19 protein-coding genes and 2 tRNA genes are annotated in these 21,437 nt (G+C 43.9%); 2 read left to right on the top strand and 19 right to left on the bottom strand.

Annotated elements, in window-relative coordinates:
• Nucleotides 1-89: 89 nt before the first annotated feature.
• The 6 genes from Q8P28_06070 to Q8P28_06045 form a co-directional block, all read right to left on the bottom strand.
• Entirely contained in the window at nucleotides 90-944 is an 855-nt protein-coding gene (locus tag Q8P28_06070; GenBank protein ID MDP2682357.1) for a methyltransferase domain-containing protein, read from the bottom strand.
• 42 nt (nucleotides 945-986) lie between these two features.
• Nucleotides 987-1,391 (bottom strand): CoA-binding protein, encoded by a 405-nt coding sequence (locus Q8P28_06065; GenBank protein MDP2682356.1) that lies wholly within the window; start codon nucleotides 1,389-1,391, stop codon nucleotides 987-989.
• Nucleotides 1,392-1,403: 12 nt separating this feature from the next.
• Nucleotides 1,404-1,727, bottom strand: coding sequence for a metalloregulator ArsR/SmtB family transcription factor (locus Q8P28_06060; GenBank protein MDP2682355.1), 324 nt, complete (start codon nucleotides 1,725-1,727; stop codon nucleotides 1,404-1,406).
• A 43-nt stretch (nucleotides 1,728-1,770) separates the two neighbouring features.
• Complete coding sequence (gene rlmN / locus Q8P28_06055) at nucleotides 1,771-2,802, bottom strand: 23S rRNA (adenine(2503)-C(2))-methyltransferase RlmN (protein MDP2682354.1); 1,032 nt, start codon at nucleotides 2,800-2,802, stop codon at nucleotides 1,771-1,773.
• The gene (locus Q8P28_06050; protein ID MDP2682353.1) at nucleotides 2,790-4,031 is read right to left on the bottom strand and encodes an NAD(P)/FAD-dependent oxidoreductase; all 1,242 of its coding nucleotides are present in this window, start codon (nucleotides 4,029-4,031) and stop codon (nucleotides 2,790-2,792) included. The genes rlmN and Q8P28_06050 overlap by 13 nt, the downstream gene beginning before the upstream one ends.
• 49 nt (nucleotides 4,032-4,080) lie before the next feature.
• Nucleotides 4,081-4,156: transfer RNA gene (locus tag Q8P28_06045), tRNA-Ala, on the bottom strand.
• 144 nt (nucleotides 4,157-4,300) lie between these two features.
• Between Q8P28_06045 and Q8P28_06040 the strand changes: the two genes are divergently transcribed.
• Nucleotides 4,301-4,376, top strand: a tRNA-Phe gene (locus tag Q8P28_06040).
• A 12-nt stretch (nucleotides 4,377-4,388) separates the two neighbouring features.
• Here Q8P28_06040 and Q8P28_06035 read toward each other — a convergent pair.
• The gene (locus Q8P28_06035; protein MDP2682352.1) at nucleotides 4,389-5,546 is read right to left on the bottom strand and encodes a deoxyguanosinetriphosphate triphosphohydrolase; all 1,158 of its coding nucleotides are present in this window, start codon (nucleotides 5,544-5,546) and stop codon (nucleotides 4,389-4,391) included.
• A gap of 34 nt (nucleotides 5,547-5,580) precedes the next feature.
• Here Q8P28_06035 and Q8P28_06030 point away from each other — a divergent pair, with 34 nt between their 5' ends.
• Nucleotides 5,581-6,162 (top strand): Slp family lipoprotein, encoded by a 582-nt coding sequence (locus Q8P28_06030; protein MDP2682351.1) that lies wholly within the window; start codon nucleotides 5,581-5,583, stop codon nucleotides 6,160-6,162.
• A gap of 3 nt (nucleotides 6,163-6,165) precedes the next feature.
• Here Q8P28_06030 and Q8P28_06025 read toward each other — a convergent pair whose 3' ends face one another.
• The 12 genes from Q8P28_06025 to thiL form a co-directional block, all read right to left on the bottom strand.
• The gene (locus tag Q8P28_06025) at nucleotides 6,166-6,354 is read right to left on the bottom strand and encodes a hypothetical protein (GenBank protein ID MDP2682350.1); all 189 of its coding nucleotides are present in this window, start codon (nucleotides 6,352-6,354) and stop codon (nucleotides 6,166-6,168) included.
• Between the two features lies 1 nt (nucleotide 6,355).
• Nucleotides 6,356-9,172 carry a DEAD/DEAH box helicase family protein gene (locus Q8P28_06020; protein ID MDP2682349.1) on the bottom strand — a complete coding sequence of 939 codons (2,817 nt, stop codon included), beginning with the start codon at nucleotides 9,170-9,172 and terminating at the stop codon, nucleotides 6,356-6,358.
• A 5-nt stretch (nucleotides 9,173-9,177) separates the two neighbouring features.
• Nucleotides 9,178-9,636, bottom strand: a complete 459-nt coding sequence (locus Q8P28_06015; protein ID MDP2682348.1) for an endonuclease domain-containing protein — start codon at nucleotides 9,634-9,636, stop codon at nucleotides 9,178-9,180.
• A gap of 100 nt (nucleotides 9,637-9,736) precedes the next feature.
• Nucleotides 9,737-12,406 (bottom strand): DNA methyltransferase, encoded by a 2,670-nt coding sequence (locus Q8P28_06010; protein ID MDP2682347.1) that lies wholly within the window; start codon nucleotides 12,404-12,406, stop codon nucleotides 9,737-9,739.
• Between the two features lie 166 nt (nucleotides 12,407-12,572).
• Nucleotides 12,573-13,418 carry a toll/interleukin-1 receptor domain-containing protein gene (locus Q8P28_06005; GenBank protein MDP2682346.1) on the bottom strand — a complete coding sequence of 282 codons (846 nt, stop codon included), beginning with the start codon at nucleotides 13,416-13,418 and terminating at the stop codon, nucleotides 12,573-12,575.
• A 368-nt stretch (nucleotides 13,419-13,786) separates the two neighbouring features.
• Entirely contained in the window at nucleotides 13,787-14,506 is a 720-nt protein-coding gene (gene queC / locus Q8P28_06000; protein ID MDP2682345.1) for a 7-cyano-7-deazaguanine synthase QueC, read from the bottom strand.
• A 397-nt stretch (nucleotides 14,507-14,903) separates the two neighbouring features.
• Nucleotides 14,904-16,058: a nickel pincer cofactor biosynthesis protein LarC gene (gene larC, locus Q8P28_05995; GenBank protein ID MDP2682344.1), complete on the bottom strand. Its 1,155-nt coding sequence runs from the start codon at nucleotides 16,056-16,058 to the stop codon at nucleotides 14,904-14,906.
• A 22-nt stretch (nucleotides 16,059-16,080) separates the two neighbouring features.
• Nucleotides 16,081-16,830 (bottom strand): nickel pincer cofactor biosynthesis protein LarB, encoded by a 750-nt coding sequence (gene larB / locus Q8P28_05990; protein ID MDP2682343.1) that lies wholly within the window; start codon nucleotides 16,828-16,830, stop codon nucleotides 16,081-16,083.
• 23 nt (nucleotides 16,831-16,853) lie between these two features.
• Nucleotides 16,854-18,464 carry a chemotaxis protein CheA gene (locus tag Q8P28_05985; GenBank protein ID MDP2682342.1) on the bottom strand — a complete coding sequence of 537 codons (1,611 nt, stop codon included), beginning with the start codon at nucleotides 18,462-18,464 and terminating at the stop codon, nucleotides 16,854-16,856.
• Between the two features lie 52 nt (nucleotides 18,465-18,516).
• Nucleotides 18,517-19,008 (bottom strand): chemotaxis protein CheW, encoded by a 492-nt coding sequence (locus Q8P28_05980; GenBank protein MDP2682341.1) that lies wholly within the window; start codon nucleotides 19,006-19,008, stop codon nucleotides 18,517-18,519.
• Entirely contained in the window at nucleotides 19,005-20,342 is a 1,338-nt protein-coding gene (locus Q8P28_05975) for a HAMP domain-containing methyl-accepting chemotaxis protein (GenBank protein MDP2682340.1), read from the bottom strand. The genes Q8P28_05980 and Q8P28_05975 overlap by 4 nt, the downstream gene beginning before the upstream one ends.
• A 15-nt stretch (nucleotides 20,343-20,357) precedes the next feature.
• The gene (thiL, locus tag Q8P28_05970; protein MDP2682339.1) at nucleotides 20,358-21,374 is read right to left on the bottom strand and encodes a thiamine-phosphate kinase; all 1,017 of its coding nucleotides are present in this window, start codon (nucleotides 21,372-21,374) and stop codon (nucleotides 20,358-20,360) included.
• Nucleotides 21,375-21,437 lie beyond the last annotated feature (63 nt).

The raw sequence follows: 21,437 nt of genomic DNA, 5'->3' as shown, positions 1-21,437 counted from the left end.
CCTGTTGGTGCGCCAATGATTATTATCTTTGCCATAGTATCTCCTGCTACATAATATTCCTCATCCCCCTATTTCCAATATCCCAGCCTTTATGGCTTTTTTGCAACTACTATCCGGACCGCTATCGGAAGAAAAATTTTATCGCCTTTTTTGTATTTATCTGCTGTGCGCTTAATCTCTATCCGCGCCTCATCCCTCTGAGGCTGGGATAATTTATTAAAAAGCCCTTGGAGAGGCGCAGCCATGTCCATAAGGCTTGCAAGATATTCATCCGCAGATTCAAAAGACGCTTCTCCTGTCATTTCCTCGTCGGCCAACCCCTGAAGCCCAGCTTGTTCGGCAATTCCCAATAATTCTCCTGTTTTGGCCAGACGAAAAAGTCCTGGCTGCTCCGGATCAGGCGGAGAAAGCTCAATAAATTTCCTGAGCGCATCCATAGGGATTTTAAGGAAAGGGTTTTTATCAGCCGATGACCAGACTGCTGCTGCAAAATATCCCCTTGGTTTTAAAAGACGGGCAATCCCGCTCATTGCTTTAGAAACATCCGGAAGAAACATCAGGCAGAATCTGCTGATTACTGCATCATAGGAATCTGCTTCAAATGGGAGGATTGTTGCGTCTGCTATTTGGAAGGTGATGTTTGTAATGTCGAGGGTTTGGGCTTTGCGTCTGGCAACCTCCAGCATCTCCCCGGCTAAATCTATCCCCGTGACCCTTCCTGCGCTTCCTACTGCCTGCGCTGCCAAAAGCGCAGGGTACCCTGTTCCACAGCCAATATCCATAACATGGTGGCCAAAGCGAAGCCGCGCATCTCCAATCAACCGATAATTTACAAATGCCAGGTTTCGCTCCAGAAGCTGATCCCATTTTTCCCATGCCTGCGCAACACGATTCCAATCCTGCCGTTGTGTCTCAATTATCTGATTGACATCAATCTGTGACATTATACTTGCCCCTTTCAGTTTTTAACCATTTCTTTACAACCCTTAACCTCCCTTTAAAAGTCTCCTGTGTTCTTTCAACATGCACCTGTCCATGACCACATCCAATCCCGCATTTTTTGCCTTTCTTGCAGCCTCTTCATTGACAATCCCTTCTTGCATCCAGACTACACCTGCCCTAATACTTATGGCGTCGTCAACAACAGGAGGCACTTCCTCCGGCTTTCTAAATATATCCACTACATCCACATCTCCCGGCACATCCGTAAGACTCCGGTAACATTTTTTACCGAAGACCTCCGCGCAATTGGGATTGACCGGTATGATTTCGTAGCCGTTGGCCATGAGATATTCTGCAACCCGGTAACTCGGCCTGTCCTTTTTCGGTGAAAGGCCGACCACGGCAATCCTCTTTGCCCTTTGCAAAATGTTTCTGATGACATCTTCCATCGCACCCTCCTATTATACTCCCCTTGCCATTTTTACCATCTTTCCAGCTTCGTTGAGTTGCTCCATCAGAAACTCCCGCATAAGGCCGCATGCCTTAACTATCTTGGGATTAGATATACGGCAGTATATATTTACCCCTTCCCTTCTGGAGGCCACAACCCTTCGCTGTCTAAGGATGGCAAGGTGCTGCGATACATTTGCCTTGGGGATACCGAGTCTTTTGACAAGCTCGCCGACCGAGAGTTCGCCGTCTTTCAAGGCATAGATAATCTCCAGCCTTTTGGGATTTGCCAGCGTTTTGCAGACTTCTGCATGGAGAGAAAAAAGCTGTTTCATAGTTGCATTATTGCTAAACATTGCAACAATGTCAAGGGAAGATTCAAATCTTTTCCTTCAACTTTCCATTCAACTGGCCGCATGCCGCGCTTATATCCTGTCCCTTGCTTGCCCTTACAATAGAGGTATAATTATTATCCAGAAGAATCTTATGAAAGATTGATATTGCCTTATCAGACGGTCTTTTAAACTCTGCGCCGGCAAATGGGTTAAAGGGTATAAGATTTATCTTGCATCTTATACCCTTTAATAGCCGTACAAGCCTTTTTGCGTCTTCCATTGAGTCGTTAACGCCCTCTATCAATACATATTCAACGGTTATGTGCCTGTTTCTTGCCGCAGGATATTTTTTACAGGTATCGAGCAGGGCTTTTAACGGATATTTTTTATTTATCGGCATTAAACGGCTTCTCACCTCATCCGTTGTTGCATTAATGGATATTGCAAGGTTTACCTTTGTTTCTTTGCCGAGTCTTTCTATCATTGGGACAATACCAGAGGTTGAAACTGTTACCCTTCTTGGCGCAAAGCCGAGGCCTTTCTGATGAGTAGCTATATTCAGAAATTTTAAAACTTCATCATAGTTTAAGAGCGGCTCTCCCATGCCCATAAGCACAAGATTAGTAATTCTCTGATCAACAGAAACAATACCCTGTGCCGCAAAGACCTGGTCAACCATCTCAGACGATTTAAGATTTCTTATGAACCCGCCTTTGCCTGTCATGCAAAAACCGCAATCCAAAGAGCATCCCGCCTGACTGGAAATGCAGAGTGTAAGCCTGTCTTCTTCAGGTATCAGGACACATTCAATGAAATTTTTATCTTCCAATTCAATGAGGAGTTTTATTGTCCCGTCTTTAGATTTTTCTGACGCAAAAACCTTTGGCTGGTTTATGTAGAAATTTTCTTTGAGTTTTCCTCTTAATTCCTTTGACAGGTCTGTCATATCGCCAAAAGAACTGACGCCTCTATTGAACACCCATACAAAAACCTGTAATGCCTTATAAGATTTTTCTCCAAGGGAGGTTAGGCATTGTTCAATCTCTGTTAAGGTGAGGTCTTTTATATTTTGCATATCGCAGCGGCTGCGCCAGCAGCCCATCCTGTTGAAAACGCAGCCTGAAGATTGTATCCGCCTGTCTTTGCATCCACATCCACAACCTCTCCGCAGATAAAGAGGTTTTTAATTATCTTTGACTCCATTGTCTTTGGGTCTATCTCTTTTATTGATACGCCGCCTGCTGTAACAATCGCCTCATCTAATGGTCTATGCCTTGTTATGGCAAATCTCATGTCCTTTAAAAGATTGATTATCTCTGTCCGCTCCTTTTGAGTAATCTGATGCACTTTTTTATCATGCGATATGCCCGCAAGTTTTATAAAAACAGGTATCATGCTCTGGGGCAAGATGTTTTTTAACAGGTTGTCAATATTTTTATTGCCATGCTCTTTTATCTCGCGTAAAAATCTCAATCCCAGCTTTTCCTTTGATAATGCAGGTTTAAGGTCGATTGAAACCTCAACCTTGCCTTTCGGAAGGCTGTCCACAATAGTCTTGCTTAGTGTAAGGATTATCGGCCCTGAAAGGCCAAAATGTGTGAATAACATTTCACCAAAGGCCTCTGCAATAATCTTTCCATCAAGGCATACAGATGCAGTTACATTATTTAAGGCCAGTCCCTGAAGGTCTTTAACATAAGCCTCTTTAACCTCAAGAGGCACAAGCGCCGGCCTTATGGGTATAATCGTATGCCCCAGTTTTTTTGCCATGGCATAGCCGTCTCCTGTTGAGCCTGTCTGCGGATACGATGCTCCGCCTGTAGCAAGTATTACGGCATCTCCGTGAAAAATACCCTTATTGGTATCAACACCAATAACCTTATTGTCTTGAGTAAGTATTTCCTTTACAGCAGTATTGGTATTTATCTTTACGCCCTGCTTATTGAGATATATTACGAGTGCTTTAACAATATCCTTTGCGCTTCCTGATAAAGGGAATATCCGTTTGCTCCTTTCCTGCACTGTCTTTATACCGATGGATTCAAAAAAATCAATGAGGTCTTCGCTGAAGAATTTTGCAAAGGCATTGATAAGAAATTTTCCTGTAGAGCCGAATGCCTCTATGAACTTGTCCATCTCTTCTCCGCTGGTTAAGTTACACCTCCCCTTGCCGGTGATGGAAATTTTTATGCCCAATTGCGGCATCTTCTCAAGTAGAGCCACATCTGCGCCAAGCTCCGCAGCCCTTCCTGCCGCTATTATGCCGGCAGCGCCGCCGCCTATTATAATTACTTTTTTTGCCATTTTTAAATGAAAAAAGGATTGTGAAATTATGCACAATCCTTAAAAATAATGGTGGAGCTGAGGGGGATCGAACCCCTGACCTCAAGACTGCCAGCCTTGCGCTCTCCCAACTGAGCTACAGCCCCATTGAATTTTTATTTTTTAAAAAGTAACACCCCATTATTTTTTTGTCAACACAAAAAAACCTTGACAAGAATAGCTTTTATAAATTATCTTATAATGTATGTATAAAAACAGCGGCTGATAATTCATATCAGTTGTTAGTTAATGCCCAGGTAGCTCAGTCGGTAGAGCAGAGGACTGAAAATCCTCGTGTCGGGGGTTCAATTCCCTCCTTGGGCACCACTTTATTGCCTTTCATACCCTCTCATACGGATCAAAGAGTTTTTTATATTCATCAAGCGCAAACCTGTCTGTCATGCCGGCTATGTAGTCGCATATAAGCCTTTCCTTGCCGGTGTCCTCCATCGCAGCATACACATGCGGGGGCAGAAGCTGCGGTTCATCCGAATAAACCTTAAAGAGCGCCTTCAGCAGGCGGCCTGCCTTATCTGACATTCTTATTACCCTGTGGTGATTGTAGAGATTCTTTTTGAGGAATTTCTTTAACTCTGTGTTTTTTTTATTCATATCAGGGGAAAATATTGCAATTGATTCGCCGACAACCCTGACATCTTCAACAGAGCCTATCTTTCTTTGTTCTATCTCATTTAATATCTGGGTAATTAAATCAGTAACCTGCTGGTTTATTATCTGGATTATTGTCTGGGATTTGTGAACCTTAAATCCTTCTCTATGAAATTTATTTTTTATCCTCTCATAATTTTCCTGCCATAGTTCTACATCTTTGAGCTGCGCAGCATCAAGCATATCTGAAGACAGGCCGTCGTCTATATCATGATTGTTGTATGCTATCTCATCCGCCGCATCAACTATCTGCGCCTCAAGGCATGGGGCCTTTTCAGGCGCGTATTCCTTCAGCGCATCCGGCCTGTCATGTTCAGAACAGTGTTTTACAATCCCTTCCCTTACCTCCCATGTCAGGTTCAAACCCCTGAACCCGGGATACCTTCTTTCAAGATGCTCTGCAATCCTTAAACTATGCAGGTTATGCTCAAAACCGCCGCGGCCCTTCATAAGCCGGTTTAAAACATCCTCGCCTGTGTGCCCAAACGGCGGATGGCCCAGGTCATGGGCAAGCGCAATTGCCTCTGATAGGTCTTCATTTAAATTTAACGTCCTTGCAACGGTTCGGGCTATCTGGCTCACCTCTATTGTGTGCGTCAGGCGGGTTCTGTAATGGTCTCCTTCATGGTAGATAAAGACCTGGGTTTTATATTCCAGCCTGCGAAATGCATTGCAGTGGATAATCCTGTCCCTGTCTCTCTGAAATGCTGTTCTGAAAGGGTGCTCGTCTTCCTTGTGCTTGCGGCCTTTAGAATTTTTGCTGGCCATTGCATAAGGTGCAAGCCTTTTTGCTTCTATTTCTCCACCTGAGGCGGTTATAACTTCCATTTGACAATTTCTCCTTATGAGTTAGAATGTAAATGTGAAATCCAAGATTTTATCCATTCTTCTGCTTGCTGCTCACTGCTTACTGACTGCTTTCTTTATAGCAGGCTGCTCTGTCATATCCAAAGATATAAGGCGCGAAGCTGACCGAACAATAACCCTGCCTATGGTTCAGGCAAACCCTGATGCCTTCAAGGGTAAAACAGTCATCTGGGGCGGCATAATTATATCATCAAAAAATCTTGCAGATAAAACAGTTATTGAAGCGCTTCAAACCCCTTTAGATATAAGCGATAGGGTGACTGACAAAGAACTCTCCCAGGGTAGATTCCTTGCAGAGAGTTCATCATATCTGGACACATTTTTATATAAAGAAGGAAAAGAGATAATCGTTGCCGGCATAATCAAAGGTATAAGTTTACAGAAGATTGGGGAACGGGATTATGCCTATCCGGTTCTGGAACCATTGCAGATGCGCGTGTTTGAACCTCAACCAGAAATAAGATATTGGCCTTCACCATGGTGGCCTTATCAGCTATACAACCCATATTACCCCTATTACCCCTTCTATCCCTATTACCATTATCCATATTACGACCCTTATTATCCGCTAAGGTAGAGCCTATTCTTGTGGACCGCAGCCATCCTTTACATTTGACAGATACTCTGTGTATTCGTCATAGTACTCATCCATAAAATCCATTGGGTCAACATTGCTTGTGTCAATCCCTTTTTTTTGTTTAAGAAATTCTTTGAATGTCATATTGTCTATTCTGTAGTTGTTGGCCAAACTAACGACAAATATCAGCATGTTAGCTGTTTTGATAGATTATAGCATTTTCAAGTACCATTTGCAGGTCATTGGGGTTAAATGATACTGCACAACTCCACTTACCAAAACCACCATGTTGATTCACTGCCCGGCACCATTCATCTAAAAAAGTCCTCTTAGTTTTGTCCTGTTCACTATCCTGCCCTTTGGTCTCAAGTATAAGATGTTCTCCACTTTTTAGTTTAATGATGAAGTCTGGGAAATACCTTCTGATTACCCCCTGATAATTGTAAAGAATTACAAAGCCTAAATGGTCGTTCTTTACAAAAGAAGTTACAACATTACTGTCATTGATGGTCTTTGCTTCAAGATATTCCCATTTGCTGTCAACCACAGTAAAGTTGATATGCGAATTAGAAAGGCCTTCACAGGGTTTGCTTGTCCACCATGTGCGGATATCGGATGTTGACCGAACCGGGTGTTCTTTGTCAAATACGGGCGTCAGTTCAGTAGTGTTTACTGCTCTAATCTCATTCCAGATATGCTGGATTATTTTGTTCATGTTCAGCATAATCAGGATACGCTTGCGCAGTTCATCCTGATTGAACAGCGGATTTTTTATCTGAATCTTTCCAGCATTGATAAACTGCTCTATGATGCCGATAAGTTGAATAAGAAAGGATTCCTTGCTTCCTTTCCAGTCAGGCTTTTTCTCTGAATTATAGATAGTGGATGCAATTCTCAAAACAATAGATTGCAAGCGAAACTTTTCACCAATTTCCTTTAAATCAATTTCTGTTAATGCAGCAGGATTGGGTTTACCGGCAATGATAGCTGCTAATTCTGCCTCTGTTATTGATTCGTATGGGTCAATATCAAGCGGTTTGACATCTGTCATGTTAAGAGTAAGTTGAGGCTTATAAACATGATCAATCCTCAGAATGTTTGGGAATGAAATTTCATGCTCCGCTTTTTCTTTGACAGGTTCAATCCTTGTCTTGGGAGGTGGAGGAGGTGGAGGCGGGCCATCCTCGCCCCCTTCATGAGGCAGGAAGGTAAAAGGAATACCGAAAATGTTTACATATTCAGGCTCAAATAACCCATCTTGATTTACATCATATGAAGTTCTCCGCAAGCCTCTTCCAACAACCTGTTCACATAACAACTGACTGCTGAATGCCCGCAAGCCCATAATGTGTGTAACAGTTTTCGCATCCCAGCCTTCGCTGAGCATACCTACGGAAATCACATTCTGAATCTGCTCACCAGGTTCGCCGATCTTTCCAACCGTATCAACGGTTCGTCTTAATAACTCTGCCTGTTGTTTTTTGGTAAACTTCTTCTCTTTAGGTTCATCATTTTCATCGTCAGTTTCTTCAACGGTAATATCAACCTCTTCTGTTTCTGCCTCGGCCTTCTCTAATATACTGCTGTCAATTTGTAATGTTCTTTGCGGATTGCACAGATCACCTAACCCAGCAACGGAAAGCAAGAAAGTATCCTTATCGAAAGAGGTCTTTATCCGTGCCGATGTGTAAGTAGTGTTCGCCACGGTTATCATTACAGGAGGAATTTTATGCCCTGCCTTCTTCCAATCGTCTTTAGTAGCTTGCCAGTCCTTGCCCAAAAGCAGATAGGCATTTTTAATGAGGTCGGGAAGCGGGGCGCTGTCTTCAGCCTTCTGGGTGATGTCATCTTTAACAGTCTCATCCATGTAAATGTGATACAAACGTGACCGCAAATTATTATCCACGTTTCCATCATCACGGATAACCACCCTCGGCGTTTTTACCAATCCTGACTCAATAGCATCGTTCAAACCGAAGTCGCTGACTATCCATGAAAACAATGCTTCTTCGGTCGCTTTTTTACCGGAAGGCGCAAACGGAGTTGCCGATAAATCAAAACAGCGGATAATGCCTCTTGCCCTGTGAATCCTGTCTAAGCCGCCGACCCAGACAGTGCTTTCTTCAATGTCTTCTTTCTTGACACCTTTGATCTTACTCTCTGCGGGTATTCGCCACGCATGATGCGCCTCATCATTGATGACAATTAAATTCGTTGCATTTGCCATATCGCCCAGCGTTTCACGGACATAGGCTTCATCGCTTTTGGCGCCGCGTTTATCAACGGTCTTTTTCTTTGCCAGTCTTTCTTCGCTGTCCCATGCAAGGGCATGCCAGTTGATAATTTTTACCTTGCCCTGACGCAATGATTCCATCAAGCCTGACGGCACGATATTAAATTCTTCGTAGTAATTTGCTTTATCAAAAGGATTGAGCACTGATAAGCGGTTGCGAACCGTTAAACCCGGCGCAACAACCAACACATTTTTTGAAAACCGTGTGTCTTTTCCATTCGTTATCTTGTTTAATACCTGCCATGCTATGAGCATAGCCATTACAATGGTCTTGCCCGAACCTGTCGCCATTTTGCTGCACCAACGAGAAAAGGCTCCGCCATCACTTTCAATCTCAATGCCCGTGCGGTCTGCCTCCGGCGCTTCTGTAAGCCAAATCAAAGTCTCAATGGCTTCTAACTGGCAAAAGAAAAACCTGCGGTCTTTTCTTTCTTCAGGGTCTTGCCAGTGTTCCAAAAGTCTTTTTGTAATCCCTGTAACACCGGGGTAACCTTGCTCACGCCACTTTTTTATTCTCGGTCTAATTGCGTTTACCAGAGGAATTGGAATAAATATTCCCGGGTCGTCAAATGCCCTTGAGCTTTCCGAGGCGACCACATACCCAGCTGGCCTTCTGCCTTCTTGCAGAACAAATTCCCGCGTGTCTCTGATGTATTCCCAATATTGCCCCGGTTCTTCGTAAGGGAAATTGATGATGAGCTTGTTAATATTTTTCATAGCGACTATTTGTTTGTCCCCCGCCAGCGGGGGAGTAAGGGGTTTGCTGTCCCCCGCTGGCGGGGGATCAAGGGGGTGGATTGTTCTATCTCCTGAATAGCTAATGAAATGCTTTCTCTCACACTTTCCATGTTTCTTAACACTTCCTCATCAGAAAACCTCAACATCTTAAATCCTGCTTCTATCAGATCTTTTTCCTTCTTCAAATCTTTTACAACCGTTTCTTCCCATTGATGCGTTACTCCATCCACTTCAATAACCAGTTTCAATTCTTTGCACATAAAATCAGCAATGTAACTCAAAACGGGTCTTTGTCTTCTGAATTGATACCCTTTCATTTGCCTTGCTCGTAATACATATTTCCACAAACATGCCTCAGCCTTTGTCATTTCTTTACGTAATCTGTTTACGAAAGGCTGTAACTTTTTGTTGTAGGCGTAATTGTTGGTTTTGCCGGCTTTCATATCCTCCCCCTGTCACCCTCCAAAGGGGGACATTAGTAGCCCCCGGCGGCGGGAGGACACCACCTCCGTCACTTCGTGACACCTCCGCCAGCGGAGGACATCATGGGCGGATTATCTTCAAACTCTCTATCCCTCTTGCATCAATAATTTTTACCGCAACCGCTTTGCCAGGAGTGAACGGCAATGACAGTGTTCCGCCAAAGGCAACTATCTTTTCTTCATCAATTTCCGCTTTCAGATTTCTGGCTAATGTTGTCCAGCCTTCCTTTGCCCCTGCCATAGGGAAGAACACTTGTGAAGGGAACAAACTCCTTCCGTCGTAATCGGTATCAAGCATCCACATGGCGATGTCGCCTTTTCCGCCGCTCTCCACTGTTCCTGTTTTCGGATTGTAGTAATCGAAGCCGAGAACTTCTACATGGTAGAACTCCTCCCCCTTACCCCTTCCAGAGGGGGACACTTCATTCTTTTTGTTCGCACCAGAGGGAGAAACTTTGCGGAGAACAACATCCGGCTGACCGATAAGCCAGAAACTTTCGTTGCTGCTCCGTTTCTTTTTCAGGTCATCGGTGAGCAGGTCGGCGTTCATCTGTGCTTTGAGAAAAACTGTTTTGGTAATTTCAGGATTCATCTCATCAATATCCTTGGCGGCCTCCTCGTCAAACTGCAAAGCACAGAACAAAAGAATATCTGATTTGTAAGGTTTTACTTCTTCCCATGCAAGTTCCACCATTCGCTGCTCCAGAGGCGCATGTTCTGGACCAAATACCACATACACTTTTTTTGGTTTGTCTTCTTTTGTTTCAGCTTCTGCCTGCACATAGCGGAAACCCCTTGCTGTTTCCACCCTTGTAAACTCAATCAGCTTGCCGCCTTTTGCTCTTACCCCTGAGCGAAGCAGCTCATCGCGCCAATTGCTTTGCCGAAGCGTTTCACCGCTGCGGGCAACGGAAGTATCGGCGGTAAATTCCACCCCCGACCCCTGCGGGTCACCCCCGCCAGCGGGGGATATGTTCCCCTCTTTGAGGGGGTCGTTTCTGTCCCCCTCTGGAGGGGGTAAGGGGGAGGACTTGAATTCTTCAAACGACCTCGCCACCGGCGCCGGAACGGCCTCAACAGTAAATGGCCCTGTAACCCTTTGCCGCTTGTTGTCTATAAAAGGCTTGTCGTAAAGGGTTTCTTGCGCGGCTGGTTCGTTGTTGGCAATGCTTTTGAGGGTGATGTGCGGAACGGTCTTGTATTTAAACCCGCTGCCTACGCCTTCATTCGGATGGGCCAGTTCGTAATAATCAAACACAGCCGTCATAAGGCGCTGCTTGGCAAGTGTTACAGCAACTCTTGATGTATCGCAGGTAATCCACCGTCTGCCCCAGTTCTCCGCTACATAAGCCGTAGTGCCACTGCCACAGGTGATATCCAGAACGAGGTCTCCCGGGTCGGTGGTCATTAATAAACTTCTTGCAATTACTTTCATTGCTGTTTGAACAACATAAACTTTATTTTCACCTGAAAAACCTGCAATTGCTGTATCATCCCAATTTTCATTAAAAGGAATTACAGGAAAATCATCAATGAATCTTTTGTAGTTCAAGTTATTTCCAAAAGCAATCAATCTATTTTCATCCACTAATTTCTTTAACCCATCAGGGGTTGTTTTCCAATGATTATTATCACCGCAATAAAATGTTTGCCCTTTAAATTCAAATTCTACAGTGCTATTGGAACTAAATCCTTGTGAGCGCAAATTCTGGGCAGAAAAAATTCGCCAACCTTTTGGGACTAAAGAATTATCTTTTATTTCTTCTTTAGACATCTTTCTCCACTCTTTACCGTTTGGAGATTCAATTAATGAATAACTCGTTAATTCTTCTGTATCCTTTTCTTTAAAAATTTGGCGATACTTTATTTTAGAAATATCTTTTGCATACCACAGCAAGAAATCACAACTCGTTGAAAGTAATTTGGAAGCTTGACCAGATGTTTTCTTAAAAAATATTTTTACAACGTAATTCTCACTTCCAAAAACTTCATCCATGATTTCCCTAACATAATGCACATTCTCATCAGAAATCTGCACAAACACACTCCCGCTTTCGTGCAGCAGGTCACGGACTAATAACAGGCGGTCGCGCAGATAGGTGAGATAGCTGTGTATCCCCAACTCCCAGGTATCGCGGAACGCCTTTATCATCTCCGGTTCGGCTGTAAGGTCTTCGTCTTTGCCGTCTTTCACGTCCCGCTTATTCACAAACGGCTGAAAGTTGCTGCCGTATTTAATTCCATAAGGCGGGTCAAAATAAACCATCTGCACCTTGCCGCCCATGCCTTCTTTTTCCAATAAGGAATTCATCACCAGAAGGCTGTCACCGGCAAGAAGGCGATTGCTCCAGTTTTCTTTGTGCTTGTAAAACTCAATGGCTTCACGGAGGGGTTTTTTATCAGCTTCAAACAAACTTATTTGTCCACCCCCTGCACCCCCGCCAGCGGGGGACATTTTCTGCACGCTTTTAATAATCTTTCGAGGATCTATGCGCTCATGGACATGCAGGCTCACGGTAGGCACTTCAAAATTGGTATGCTCGGCCTTGCCCGCCCATTGCAGTTGAGGGTCAAGATGTGGGTCATAGGCGTATTTCTTCTTTCTCAGTCCGCCATTATCAGTATGAGCATCCACCAATCCAACCGGCGGATTATTCAGCCGCTTTTTGTCTTTATGCTCATATTGTTCGATGGGCTTTTTAGTGTTTTCAGTCTTTCGTTTTCCTGCCATAGTGTCCCCTGCAATAATTATATTCAATCCATTCGCCCAACGACAAGCTCACTGACAAGTGCCACAAATAACAGCAAGTTACCCAAAAACTCTTTTGCATTCCTCAAGCCAACCACATACCGAAAAAGCGTCCTGTGACACTCGTTCAAGTGCAAGGTTTTGTTAGCTACTCATTTAAGTAGTCCTTTTTAAATTCTTTTGTAGGTTTAAATCTTACGACATTGTCATGTAAAGTTTCTGGTTCTAATCCGTAGGCTGCCGCTGTCTCTATTAACAATCTTTTTGCAGTTCCGGGTGGTAACTTTAAGTTTTTATCAAACTTTCTGAAATGAATAAGCTCCCCTCTATAAATAGAAGATTCTCTTTTAGAGTGCAATCCTGGATAGTCTATTATTTCATCGGCAGCTTTCGATAAATACTCCGAGCAGATGATTTCCTTTAATTCTTCATCACTATAGCCTGTATATTCTCCCGAATATAAGACTCTCTCTTGCATATCTACTTCGTTAAGTTTTACATTTTTATATTTTGGAATTCTTTTTGTGATATTTGCCGCTCCAAAAGAACTAATCTTACCAAAACCAAACTGTTTGATAAGTCCCTCAAAAAGCAATTTTAAATCCTGCGATTTCCCCATAGATAGTGCTTGAAGTCTGTCTAGAGGGGAGGGTAAGTTTCCTAAATCAATCTCTGGAGCACAGAGGGGATATATTGCAGTTTGGTCTTTTCTTGCACGAAGCCAAAAAGCTCCAACTTCAAACCAGAGCCATGGGCGTTCAATCGAAACAGGCGTAATAATAACTATAACAGCTTGAGCGTTGTCCAATTTTTCTTCAATGCTCGATAACCAATCGCTTGATGCCTTAATTGCTCCAGGAGAGCTAGTGCAAAAGACCTCGATGCCATCAGCAAAAACTTTTGCGATTTCAGTTTGAAGAACTTGAGCAAATTCTCCATCAGAGGAAGCATGACTTATGAAAAGCTTAGGTTTTGTAATGTGGTGATCTGACATTTCTTCCTTTTTGGTAGCATAACATTCTTTTTTATGTCTACATGCCTCTTTTAGTGAATTTTAGGTCAATTTGTGCGAAGATTCAACAAAAATTAGGGACGAATTTATTCCCCCGCACCTCTCATCACCAATCCCTTTACCCTTCCCCAGCCCTTCTATCTTCCTTTCGTTGACTACCTCTTTAAAATTATTGGCAGCGTAGAAAACAGGAGACCTTAATTAAATCCCTAAACCCCACCCTCACCTTGATCCTCTCCCTGAGGGAGAGGAAAATAACTTCCTCCCCTTCAAGGGGAGGATTGAGGTGGGGATGGGTCTCCTATTGGGAACGCTACCAAATTGTCCAGCGGAGTATGCTTTGTCAAAAATCACATCTTGTATTGTATCGGGTCAACAACCCCGGCCTCTCCAAATCCTTTAACCCTCAATCTGCACGAATCGCATTTGCCGCAGGCTACCTCCCCCTGTCCCCCTCCATGAGGGGGATAAGGGGGGAGGTAGCACGACCATGTCAAATGAAACGGCGCATTAAGCGCAGCGCCTCTTTTTACAATTGCTGATTTTTTCATATGAATCAGCGGCGTTATTATTTCTATCTTTGTCTCCGGCCTTGTGCCTGCATCTATTGCCTTTTCAAATGCCCTGTAAAAAACCTCCCTGCAGTCAGGATAGCCGGAACTGTCTTCCTCAACAGCGCCGATATAAATTTTATGGGCCCCTATAACCTCTGCCCACGATACTGCAATGGAAAGGAGGTGGGCATTTCTAAAGGGAACGTAAGTAATTGGTATGCGGGGCGTGAGATGCTGTGTGTGATGGACAGGGACTTCAATCCTTTCATCGGTAAGTGCAGAGCCGCCAATCTCTTTTAAATACTTCACATCAACAACAAGTCTTTTCTGAATGCCATAAAAATCTGCAATGTCATTGAATGCCCTGAGTTCTCTTTTCTCTGTCCTCTGTCCATAATTGAGATGCAAGAGCGCCATTTCATGTTCAAGATTTGCAATAGCGGCAGTAACAAGGCTGTCCATGCCGCCGCTTACAAGCGCTACGGCAAGAGGTTTATTTTCCATTTTGTTTTCCATAAAATATTGGAGAACCCCCCTCCCCCTTTATCCCCCTCATGGAGGGGGACAGGGGGAGGGGGATTCTCCCCTCCAGAATCAACCCGGCTAACAGCTCTTGCAGGAAGATTTGCTTCCTTTTTTAGCCGTCTTCTTCGTTGTTTTCTTTGCCGCCTTCTTCTTGGCTGCCATAGTGCTTCACCCCCTTTCTGTTTATTATTCCGTAAAATAGCTATTAAAAACCTCGCTATTTTACAAACATGCGATTTGCCTGCCATACTTCGTTATCGGCGCATTTTTGCTTCTCACCGTATTGGTGATATACGGCTCGTCGCAAAAATGGCCTCTGCCTCGTCTGGCAGGCAACTTGCATGTTTCCCAAAAAATCAAAGTCTATTTTTGGGTTGTTGCAAACACTTTAAAAGAACTTCCTTTTTGCCGAATCCATGACCTTCTTTAAAGGCACATTTTTCTTTTCAGCTATTTTTCTGCAATCCTCATATTCGGGCTGGATGTTTATCGGTTTGCCGTTTTTTTGAGATATTTTTATATGCATCTTTCCATAAGGCGTCGAGACTTGCTTTGTATCCCTCTCAAGGCAATATCTGTTTACTTCATAGGTACGGATGCCGATGGTGGTTGTTTCTTCAAAGATTATATCCATGACCTGCGCTTTTTTGTCTTCATTGCATAAAACATTTAAAAGAACCGCAGGCCTCCCCTTTTTCATTTGAATCGGCGTGAGAAACACATCAAGGGCGCCTTTTTTAAAAAGCCTTGTCATCAGGTAATCATATATCTGTGGATTCATATCATCAATGTTTGTTTCAATCATGATAAGTTTTTCCTGGCCGCCGCTCCCTTCCCCTGTCACAATCCTCAATATATTCGGGATTTGTTCAAAATCCCTTGTGCCTATGCCATAGCCTATCTTTTCCATCTTCATCTGCGGCATATTGCCAAAGCCTTTTGCAATTGTTTTTATTATAGCTGCACCTGTCGGCGTGGTCAACTCTGATTTCACCGGAGATGGGATAACAGGCACACCCCGCAAGAGTTCCAAAGCAGCTGGCGCAGGCACTGGCATTCTTCCATGCGCTGTTTCAACCCATCCGGAGCCAAGCGGCAGTGGAGAGGCATATACATTTTCCATTTCCAGTTGTTCCATGCCGATAGCGGTTCCAACTATATCCACAATAGAGTCCACTGCGCCAACTTCATGGAAATGAACCTCATCAACCTTGCAGCCGTGAACCTTTGCCTCTGCCTTCGCGAGGTTAAAGAATATGGATATGCTCAATTCTTTGGTCTTTACAGAGAGTTTGCTTTTATTTATAAGATTTTTTATGTCAGTAAAGGTCCTATGGTGGCGGGATTCTTTGAATCTGACTTTGAAGCTTGTGCCTGTTATATGATGCCGCCTGGCCTTTGATGCGGATATGGAATAATTACTGATATGCAGTTTGGATAATTCCCTCCGCAGAATCTTGATATCAAGGCCCATATCAATCAATGCGCCAAGAACCATATCGCCGCTTATGCCGGAACAGCAGTCAAAGTATGCTGTCTTCAATGTAATCGCTCCACTTTTGTCTTTATCCCCTGTTTATCAAGCTCGCCGCATATCCGGCGCCGAAACCATTATCTATATTTACCACGGTAACGCCTGCGGCGCATGAGTTGAGCATGGCAAGGAGCGTCGTAATTCCGCCGAGGTTTGCGCCGTAGCCTACGCTGGTTGGAACCGCTATAACAGGCTTTGAAACAAGGCCGCCCACCACTGAAGGGAGCGCCCCCTCCATGCCTGCGGCAACAATCAAAACATTGGCCGCAAGGATTTTTTCTTTTTTATGGAGAAGCCTGTGTATGCCGGCAACTCCCACATCATAGAGCCTTTCCACTTTGTTGCCCATAACCTCTGCTGTTACCACCGCCTCTTCTGCTACCGGGATATCCGATGTCCCGGCGCATATAACAAGTATCGTTCCTTTGCCTGTTATTTTAATGGGATGGGATTTTATAAATATTGTCTTTGCATCTTTATTGTATGAGGAATTTTTAACCGCCTTCTTTATCTCCCGCGCCTTTGCTGTGTCAACCCGCGTTATAAGTATATTCTCTTTCCTTGCCTTCATTTTTTTTGCAATCTTAATAATCTGATCAGCTGTCTTCCAATGGCCGAGTATGACCTCAGGAAAACCCTGCCGCAGCGAACGGTGGGTGTCCAATGTGGCAAACCCCATATCTTCAAAGGGGAGGGCCTTTAACGTCTCTAATGCCTCAGACGTTTCCACCTTCCCTTTTTTAATATCGCTTATGAGTTTTTTTAAGCTTTCAACATTCATAATCTAAAAGTTTCAAGTTGCAACTATATTACAATAGCTGCCGGGTCAAGAAGGAATACCGGCCTGCCGTCCCCAAGGACTGTAACTCCGATAACCCCCCGCATCCTTGTCATAGGCTGCGCAAGCGGCTTTATATAGGCGTCTATCTCGCCTTCAAAATCATCTACGATTATACCTGATATTTTCTCCTTTGCATCAATTATCACAACAGAGATTGGATCTTTTTCAACAAGACGCGGTAGAGCAAGAATACTCCTCAAATCTGCAACAGACGTCTCAGTATCATTATAGACAAAATAAGTTTTGTTCCCGTGGTTTTTTATATCCGCCTTATTTATATCCAGCACCTTCAACACCTTTGATATGGGGAAGGCAAATAACTCAGCGCCCAGAGATACGAGGAGAACCTTTACTATTGATATTGTTACCGGCAGTTCAAGTATAATCTTTGTGCCTTTATTAATGACAGAGGATATCTCCAGCCTCCCCCCTATTGCCTCAATATTTGCTTTAACCACATCCATCCCAACCCCTCTGCCTGATGTCTCTGTAATCTCCTTTGCCAGACTTAAACCGGGCAGGCAAACAAGCAGCAATGCGTCTTTATCCGCCATGCCTTTTATCTTTTCTTCAGGGATGCCTGATTGCAGAGCCTTTTCTTTTACTTTATTTATATCTATGCCCCGGCCGTCATCGGTTATCTCTATTATTATATTATCCCTCTGCCTTGCAACAGCAACGGTTATGCGCCCCTTTGCCGGTTTTCCATGCTGCGCCCTCTTTTCCGGAGTTTCTATGCCATGGTCTACCGCATTTCTTATAATATGAACCAGCGGGTCGGTTATGTGCTCCAATACAGCCCTGTCAAGCTTTACATCGCTTCCATCTATGATCAGTTCCGCGTTTTTCCCATTTTTTTTGCACATATCCCTTATTAGCCTGGGTAAATTTTGCGTCAGGTCTTCGAAGGGTATCATCCTTGCTGTTATCACTCTGTAGTAGAGGTCTTCTATAATTCTGCCAAGCTGATGGGTTGTCTCCTGAAATTCCACAGGAAAAGAATTTGCAACAACCTCCTTCATCCTTGACCTCACTGTAAAGAGCTCTCCAACAGACTCCATAAAATTATCAAATACCTTGCTGTCCACTTTCATAGTGGTGGGAAGGCCAAGTTTTGGAGCAGACGCAGCGTCAGTTTGAAGGGTGGAAGAGACAGCAACTGGAGGTCTATCAACAGCCTCCGAAGGGGATTCTTCCTGAGTCAATATGGTCTTAATCCTTGACAATAAGCGGCTGGTATCCATATCAAGGGGTTTATCCTCTGCAATGAGTCTTGTAAATGTTTGCAGAATATCTGTCCCGCTTAAAATGACGTCTATAATCTCCTGGCTGAGGGGTATCTTTTTTTTTCTGACCGCGTCAAGGAGGTCTTCTAATTGATGGCTGAAGCCGGCCATAGCTTCATAACCCATTGATGCGGCCATCCCTTTAATGGAATGAAAGTGTCTGAAGAGATTATCTATGCCGGAAGGGGCATGCGGTTCATTTTCCAGTTTAAGCAGTTCCTCGCTTATTCCTTTAAGGTGTTCCTCTGTTTCTTGAAGAAAAAGCGTCTTGTATTGTGATGTGTCCATATTAGCGGGTAGCGGATAGCGGATAGGAAATACTAAACGCTACCCGCTATCTCTACCTGCTGCTTACCAACCTCTGTGTCTCTTCCAATATCCTCTGCCAGTCAAGAATGCGTATTTTTTTACCTGAAGGGTCAATCATGCCATGAATATAATTTTCCGTTAATGGTTTAAACTCAAGGTTCTTTAGATCTTCTTCCCAGAGAAATGACAGCCCTTTTGCGCCGACATATATTCCGAGACATAAGGCGTCTTTTTTAAGCACAAGAACCTTATATCTCCCTTCACCTTGAACCGACGGCGCCCCAAACAGATCCCCTATATCAACCACAACGACCACATCACCGCGCCTGGTTATCACGCCTTTTATAAATCCCACCGCCCCCTGTCCCCCTCCATGAAGGGGATAGGGGGCGGAAAATGAATGGGACTGAAGCATCGGCAGCATGAAAAACCGTTCCGTCTCCACCAGCGCATCCACCGTATCCGCATCCACGGCAAATATTTTGTCATCTATGTATATGAGAAGCTTATCGCCGTCTGTCATACGCCCCTTTCCGCCATTTCCAGCACTTGAGGTTTATTCTCCGGCAAAATCTCAACATCATCCTGCTCCAGCTTAAATCTGGATACCACCCGCTTTAAGTCATCTGCAAACCCTGACAGTTTTTTTGCAGAAGCCAACATCTCTTCTATTGATGCCTTGTGGCCATCAACCACCGTATCCACCTCTTCGGTGGCAGACACACTCTCTCTCGCTATATGCGCAATCTGTTCTATAAGGCTGACAGCCGTTTCCCCTCCTTGTTTCTGTTTCTGCGTAAGGACAAGGATATTCTCTGCCTTATCCGCAACCTCGGAAGTAAAAGCAGTAATCTCATCCAGCGATTCTTTAACCTTATTGATATCCTCTCTCCCTTCCTTTGTAAACGCCGAGCTCTCTGCCTCAGCATTTACCAGCCTCTCCACCTCAGCCTTTATATCCTTGATTATAAAGGCAACATCTTCTACAGAACGTTTTGTATTATCAGCGAACCTGCGCACCTCTTCGGCAACAATTGCAAATCCCCTGCCGTGTTCGCCTGCCTTTGACGCCTCTATGGTTGCATTAATCGCAAGCAGGTCTGTTTGCCTTGATATGTGAGTGATTACATCCAATATCTTCGGAATATTGTTCAACTTCTCCTCAAGGCCGATAATCATATCTTTTGTGGAATCAACGCCATGCAGTATGGACTCCATCTTTTTCAAAGCCGATGTAGATATTGCAGCGCCTTTCTGGACTCTGGATCTGGTTTGAGCCGCCACAGCCGCCATATCCGTTGCCTTAAGAGACACATCATCAGACATCTTTGCCATCTCCTCCATTGTCTTTGAGGCATTTTCCACATAGCCAGCCTGTTCCAATGCGCCTTCAAATATCTTTGATGTGCCTGTGCTGATATCCTCGGTAGTTTTATGCCCTTTTGTTACCAGTGTATTTAATGTTTCAGCAGCCTCAGAAAGATTGCCTGCCGCATCCTTTATATGATTTACAAGTCCCTTGAGATTTTTTAGCATTACATTTAAGGCGGCAGCAAGCTCAGTGGATTCATCCTCAAGTATTTTTCCGTTCATACCTATGTTGTCAGGTCTTGTCAGGTCGCCGCTGCTTATATCATTGGCAATTGTTGTAAGCTGGCGAAAGCCTTTTGTAATGGTTCTTGTAAGGATAGAACCCAGTATCAGCCCTATGAGGATTGCAATTAAAAAACTCAGGGGCTCCTTTAACCATTCCACAATATCCAGCGACTCTACAAAGCGGGGCGCAAATGCGGCTGTAGAAACAACTAAAATAAATCCGATTATAAATTTATAACCTATCTGGACTTTTATCTTCATAAGGCCTCCAAATTTTTACTCTGTCTTAAAGTGTTCAAATCCCTCAACTGCAAGATGGAATATATCTCCCTTCTCATCCAATACAGTTATCCCGCATCCCTCCGGCACAATTTCACCAATCTGTGTTATCGGTATGCCCAGCTCACTTGACAGGGCATCTATCTGAGGGTCATTCCCTTTTGGGGCAGTAAATAGCAGCTCATAATCCTCTCCTCCGCTAAGCGCAAGCGCTATATCCTGAGGATGGTCTGACAGCCATTTTTTAAGGCCTGTGGAGAGAGGCAGTTTTTTAAGCCATATCTGCGCCCCAACCCTGCTTTCTTCAGCGATATGCCTTAAATCTGAAATCAGGCCGTCGCTTATATCAATCATTGAGGTTGCAAGTTTTTTTTTTGCTATCTCTCTTCCTTCCCTTACACGAGGCAAGGGGTCAATATGTTTCAGTATGACTTTATTTTTTAAGTTTTGACTTTTGACTTTTGACTTTTGACTTTCTTTTAACATCTTCAATCCCAGACCTGAATCCCCAAGGCAGCCTGTTACATATATCCTGTTTCCAACAGATGCCCCTTTCCTGAACATCACCTGATCTTTTGGAACCTCTCCAAGTATTGTTGTGTTGATTATTATCTTGTCCGGAGATGATGATGTGTTACCGCCGATAAGCGCAACATCAAACTCAAGGGCCATTTCCTTTATCCCTTTGTAAAGAAGGTTTATAAAATCTGTCGAAGTTGCAGGCGGAAGGATTATTGATGTAAAGAGAAACATCGGCGTTCCACCCATGGCTGCAATATCGCTTAGAGATATGCTTACCGCCTTCCTGCCAAGATTGTAGGAAGGTGTGTATTGCAGAGAGAAGTGTATATCTTCAACCAGTGTATCTGTGGTGCACAGGAGATATTGGGAATCATCTTGTATTGTAACAGATGCATCATCCCCGATACCTTTTACAACCCTTGGATGGCCGGGTGTAAATTGCTCAGCCAGCCTTTTTATAAGAGCAAGTTCTCCAAGTTTTTTGATTTCCATATCTGATAGCTCATATCTGATAGCTCATAGCTGATAGTTCATAGCTGATAGTTCATAGCTGAT

The sequence above is a fragment of the Deltaproteobacteria bacterium genome, from assembly GCA_030690165.1.
Taxonomy (GTDB): Bacteria; Desulfobacterota; GWC2-55-46; order UBA9637; family UBA9637; genus JACRNJ01.
The sequence above is the reverse complement of the archived record's forward strand: the minus strand, read 5'-3'. Positions and strand labels throughout refer to the sequence as shown.

Excerpts from the sequence above, each read along its gene's own strand:
- Q8P28_05975 (MDP2682340.1), bottom strand. The coding sequence starts at position 20,342 with ATGAAGATAAAAGTCCAGATAGGTTATAAATTTATAATCGGATTTATT.
- Q8P28_06050 (MDP2682353.1), bottom strand. The coding sequence starts at position 4,031 with ATGGCAAAAAAAGTAATTATAATAGGCGGCGGCGCTGCCGGCATAATA.
- Q8P28_06065 (MDP2682356.1), bottom strand. The coding sequence starts at position 1,391 with ATGGAAGATGTCATCAGAAACATTTTGCAAAGGGCAAAGAGGATTGCC.
- Q8P28_06015 (MDP2682348.1), bottom strand. The coding sequence starts at position 9,636 with ATGAAAGCCGGCAAAACCAACAATTACGCCTACAACAAAAAGTTACAG.
- rlmN (MDP2682354.1), bottom strand. The coding sequence starts at position 2,802 with ATGCAAAATATAAAAGACCTCACCTTAACAGAGATTGAACAATGCCTA.
- Q8P28_06020 (MDP2682349.1), bottom strand. The coding sequence starts at position 9,172 with ATGAAAAATATTAACAAGCTCATCATCAATTTCCCTTACGAAGAACCG.
- Q8P28_05985 (MDP2682342.1), bottom strand. The coding sequence starts at position 18,464 with ATGGACACATCACAATACAAGACGCTTTTTCTTCAAGAAACAGAGGAA.
- queC (MDP2682345.1), bottom strand. The coding sequence starts at position 14,506 with ATGGAAAACAAAATGGAAAATAAACCTCTTGCCGTAGCGCTTGTAAGC.
- thiL (MDP2682339.1), bottom strand. The coding sequence starts at position 21,374 with ATGGAAATCAAAAAACTTGGAGAACTTGCTCTTATAAAAAGGCTGGCT.
- Q8P28_06070 (MDP2682357.1), bottom strand. The coding sequence starts at position 944 with ATGTCACAGATTGATGTCAATCAGATAATTGAGACACAACGGCAGGAT.
- Q8P28_06025 (MDP2682350.1), bottom strand. The coding sequence starts at position 6,354 with ATGCTGATATTTGTCGTTAGTTTGGCCAACAACTACAGAATAGACAAT.
- Q8P28_06060 (MDP2682355.1), bottom strand. The coding sequence starts at position 1,727 with ATGAAACAGCTTTTTTCTCTCCATGCAGAAGTCTGCAAAACGCTGGCA.
- Q8P28_06005 (MDP2682346.1), bottom strand. The coding sequence starts at position 13,418 with ATGTCAGATCACCACATTACAAAACCTAAGCTTTTCATAAGTCATGCT.
- Q8P28_06035 (MDP2682352.1), bottom strand. The coding sequence starts at position 5,546 with ATGGAAGTTATAACCGCCTCAGGTGGAGAAATAGAAGCAAAAAGGCTT.
- larB (MDP2682343.1), bottom strand. The coding sequence starts at position 16,830 with ATGAATGTTGAAAGCTTAAAAAAACTCATAAGCGATATTAAAAAAGGG.
- Q8P28_05980 (MDP2682341.1), bottom strand. The coding sequence starts at position 19,008 with ATGACAGACGGCGATAAGCTTCTCATATACATAGATGACAAAATATTT.
- Q8P28_06010 (MDP2682347.1), bottom strand. The coding sequence starts at position 12,406 with ATGGCAGGAAAACGAAAGACTGAAAACACTAAAAAGCCCATCGAACAA.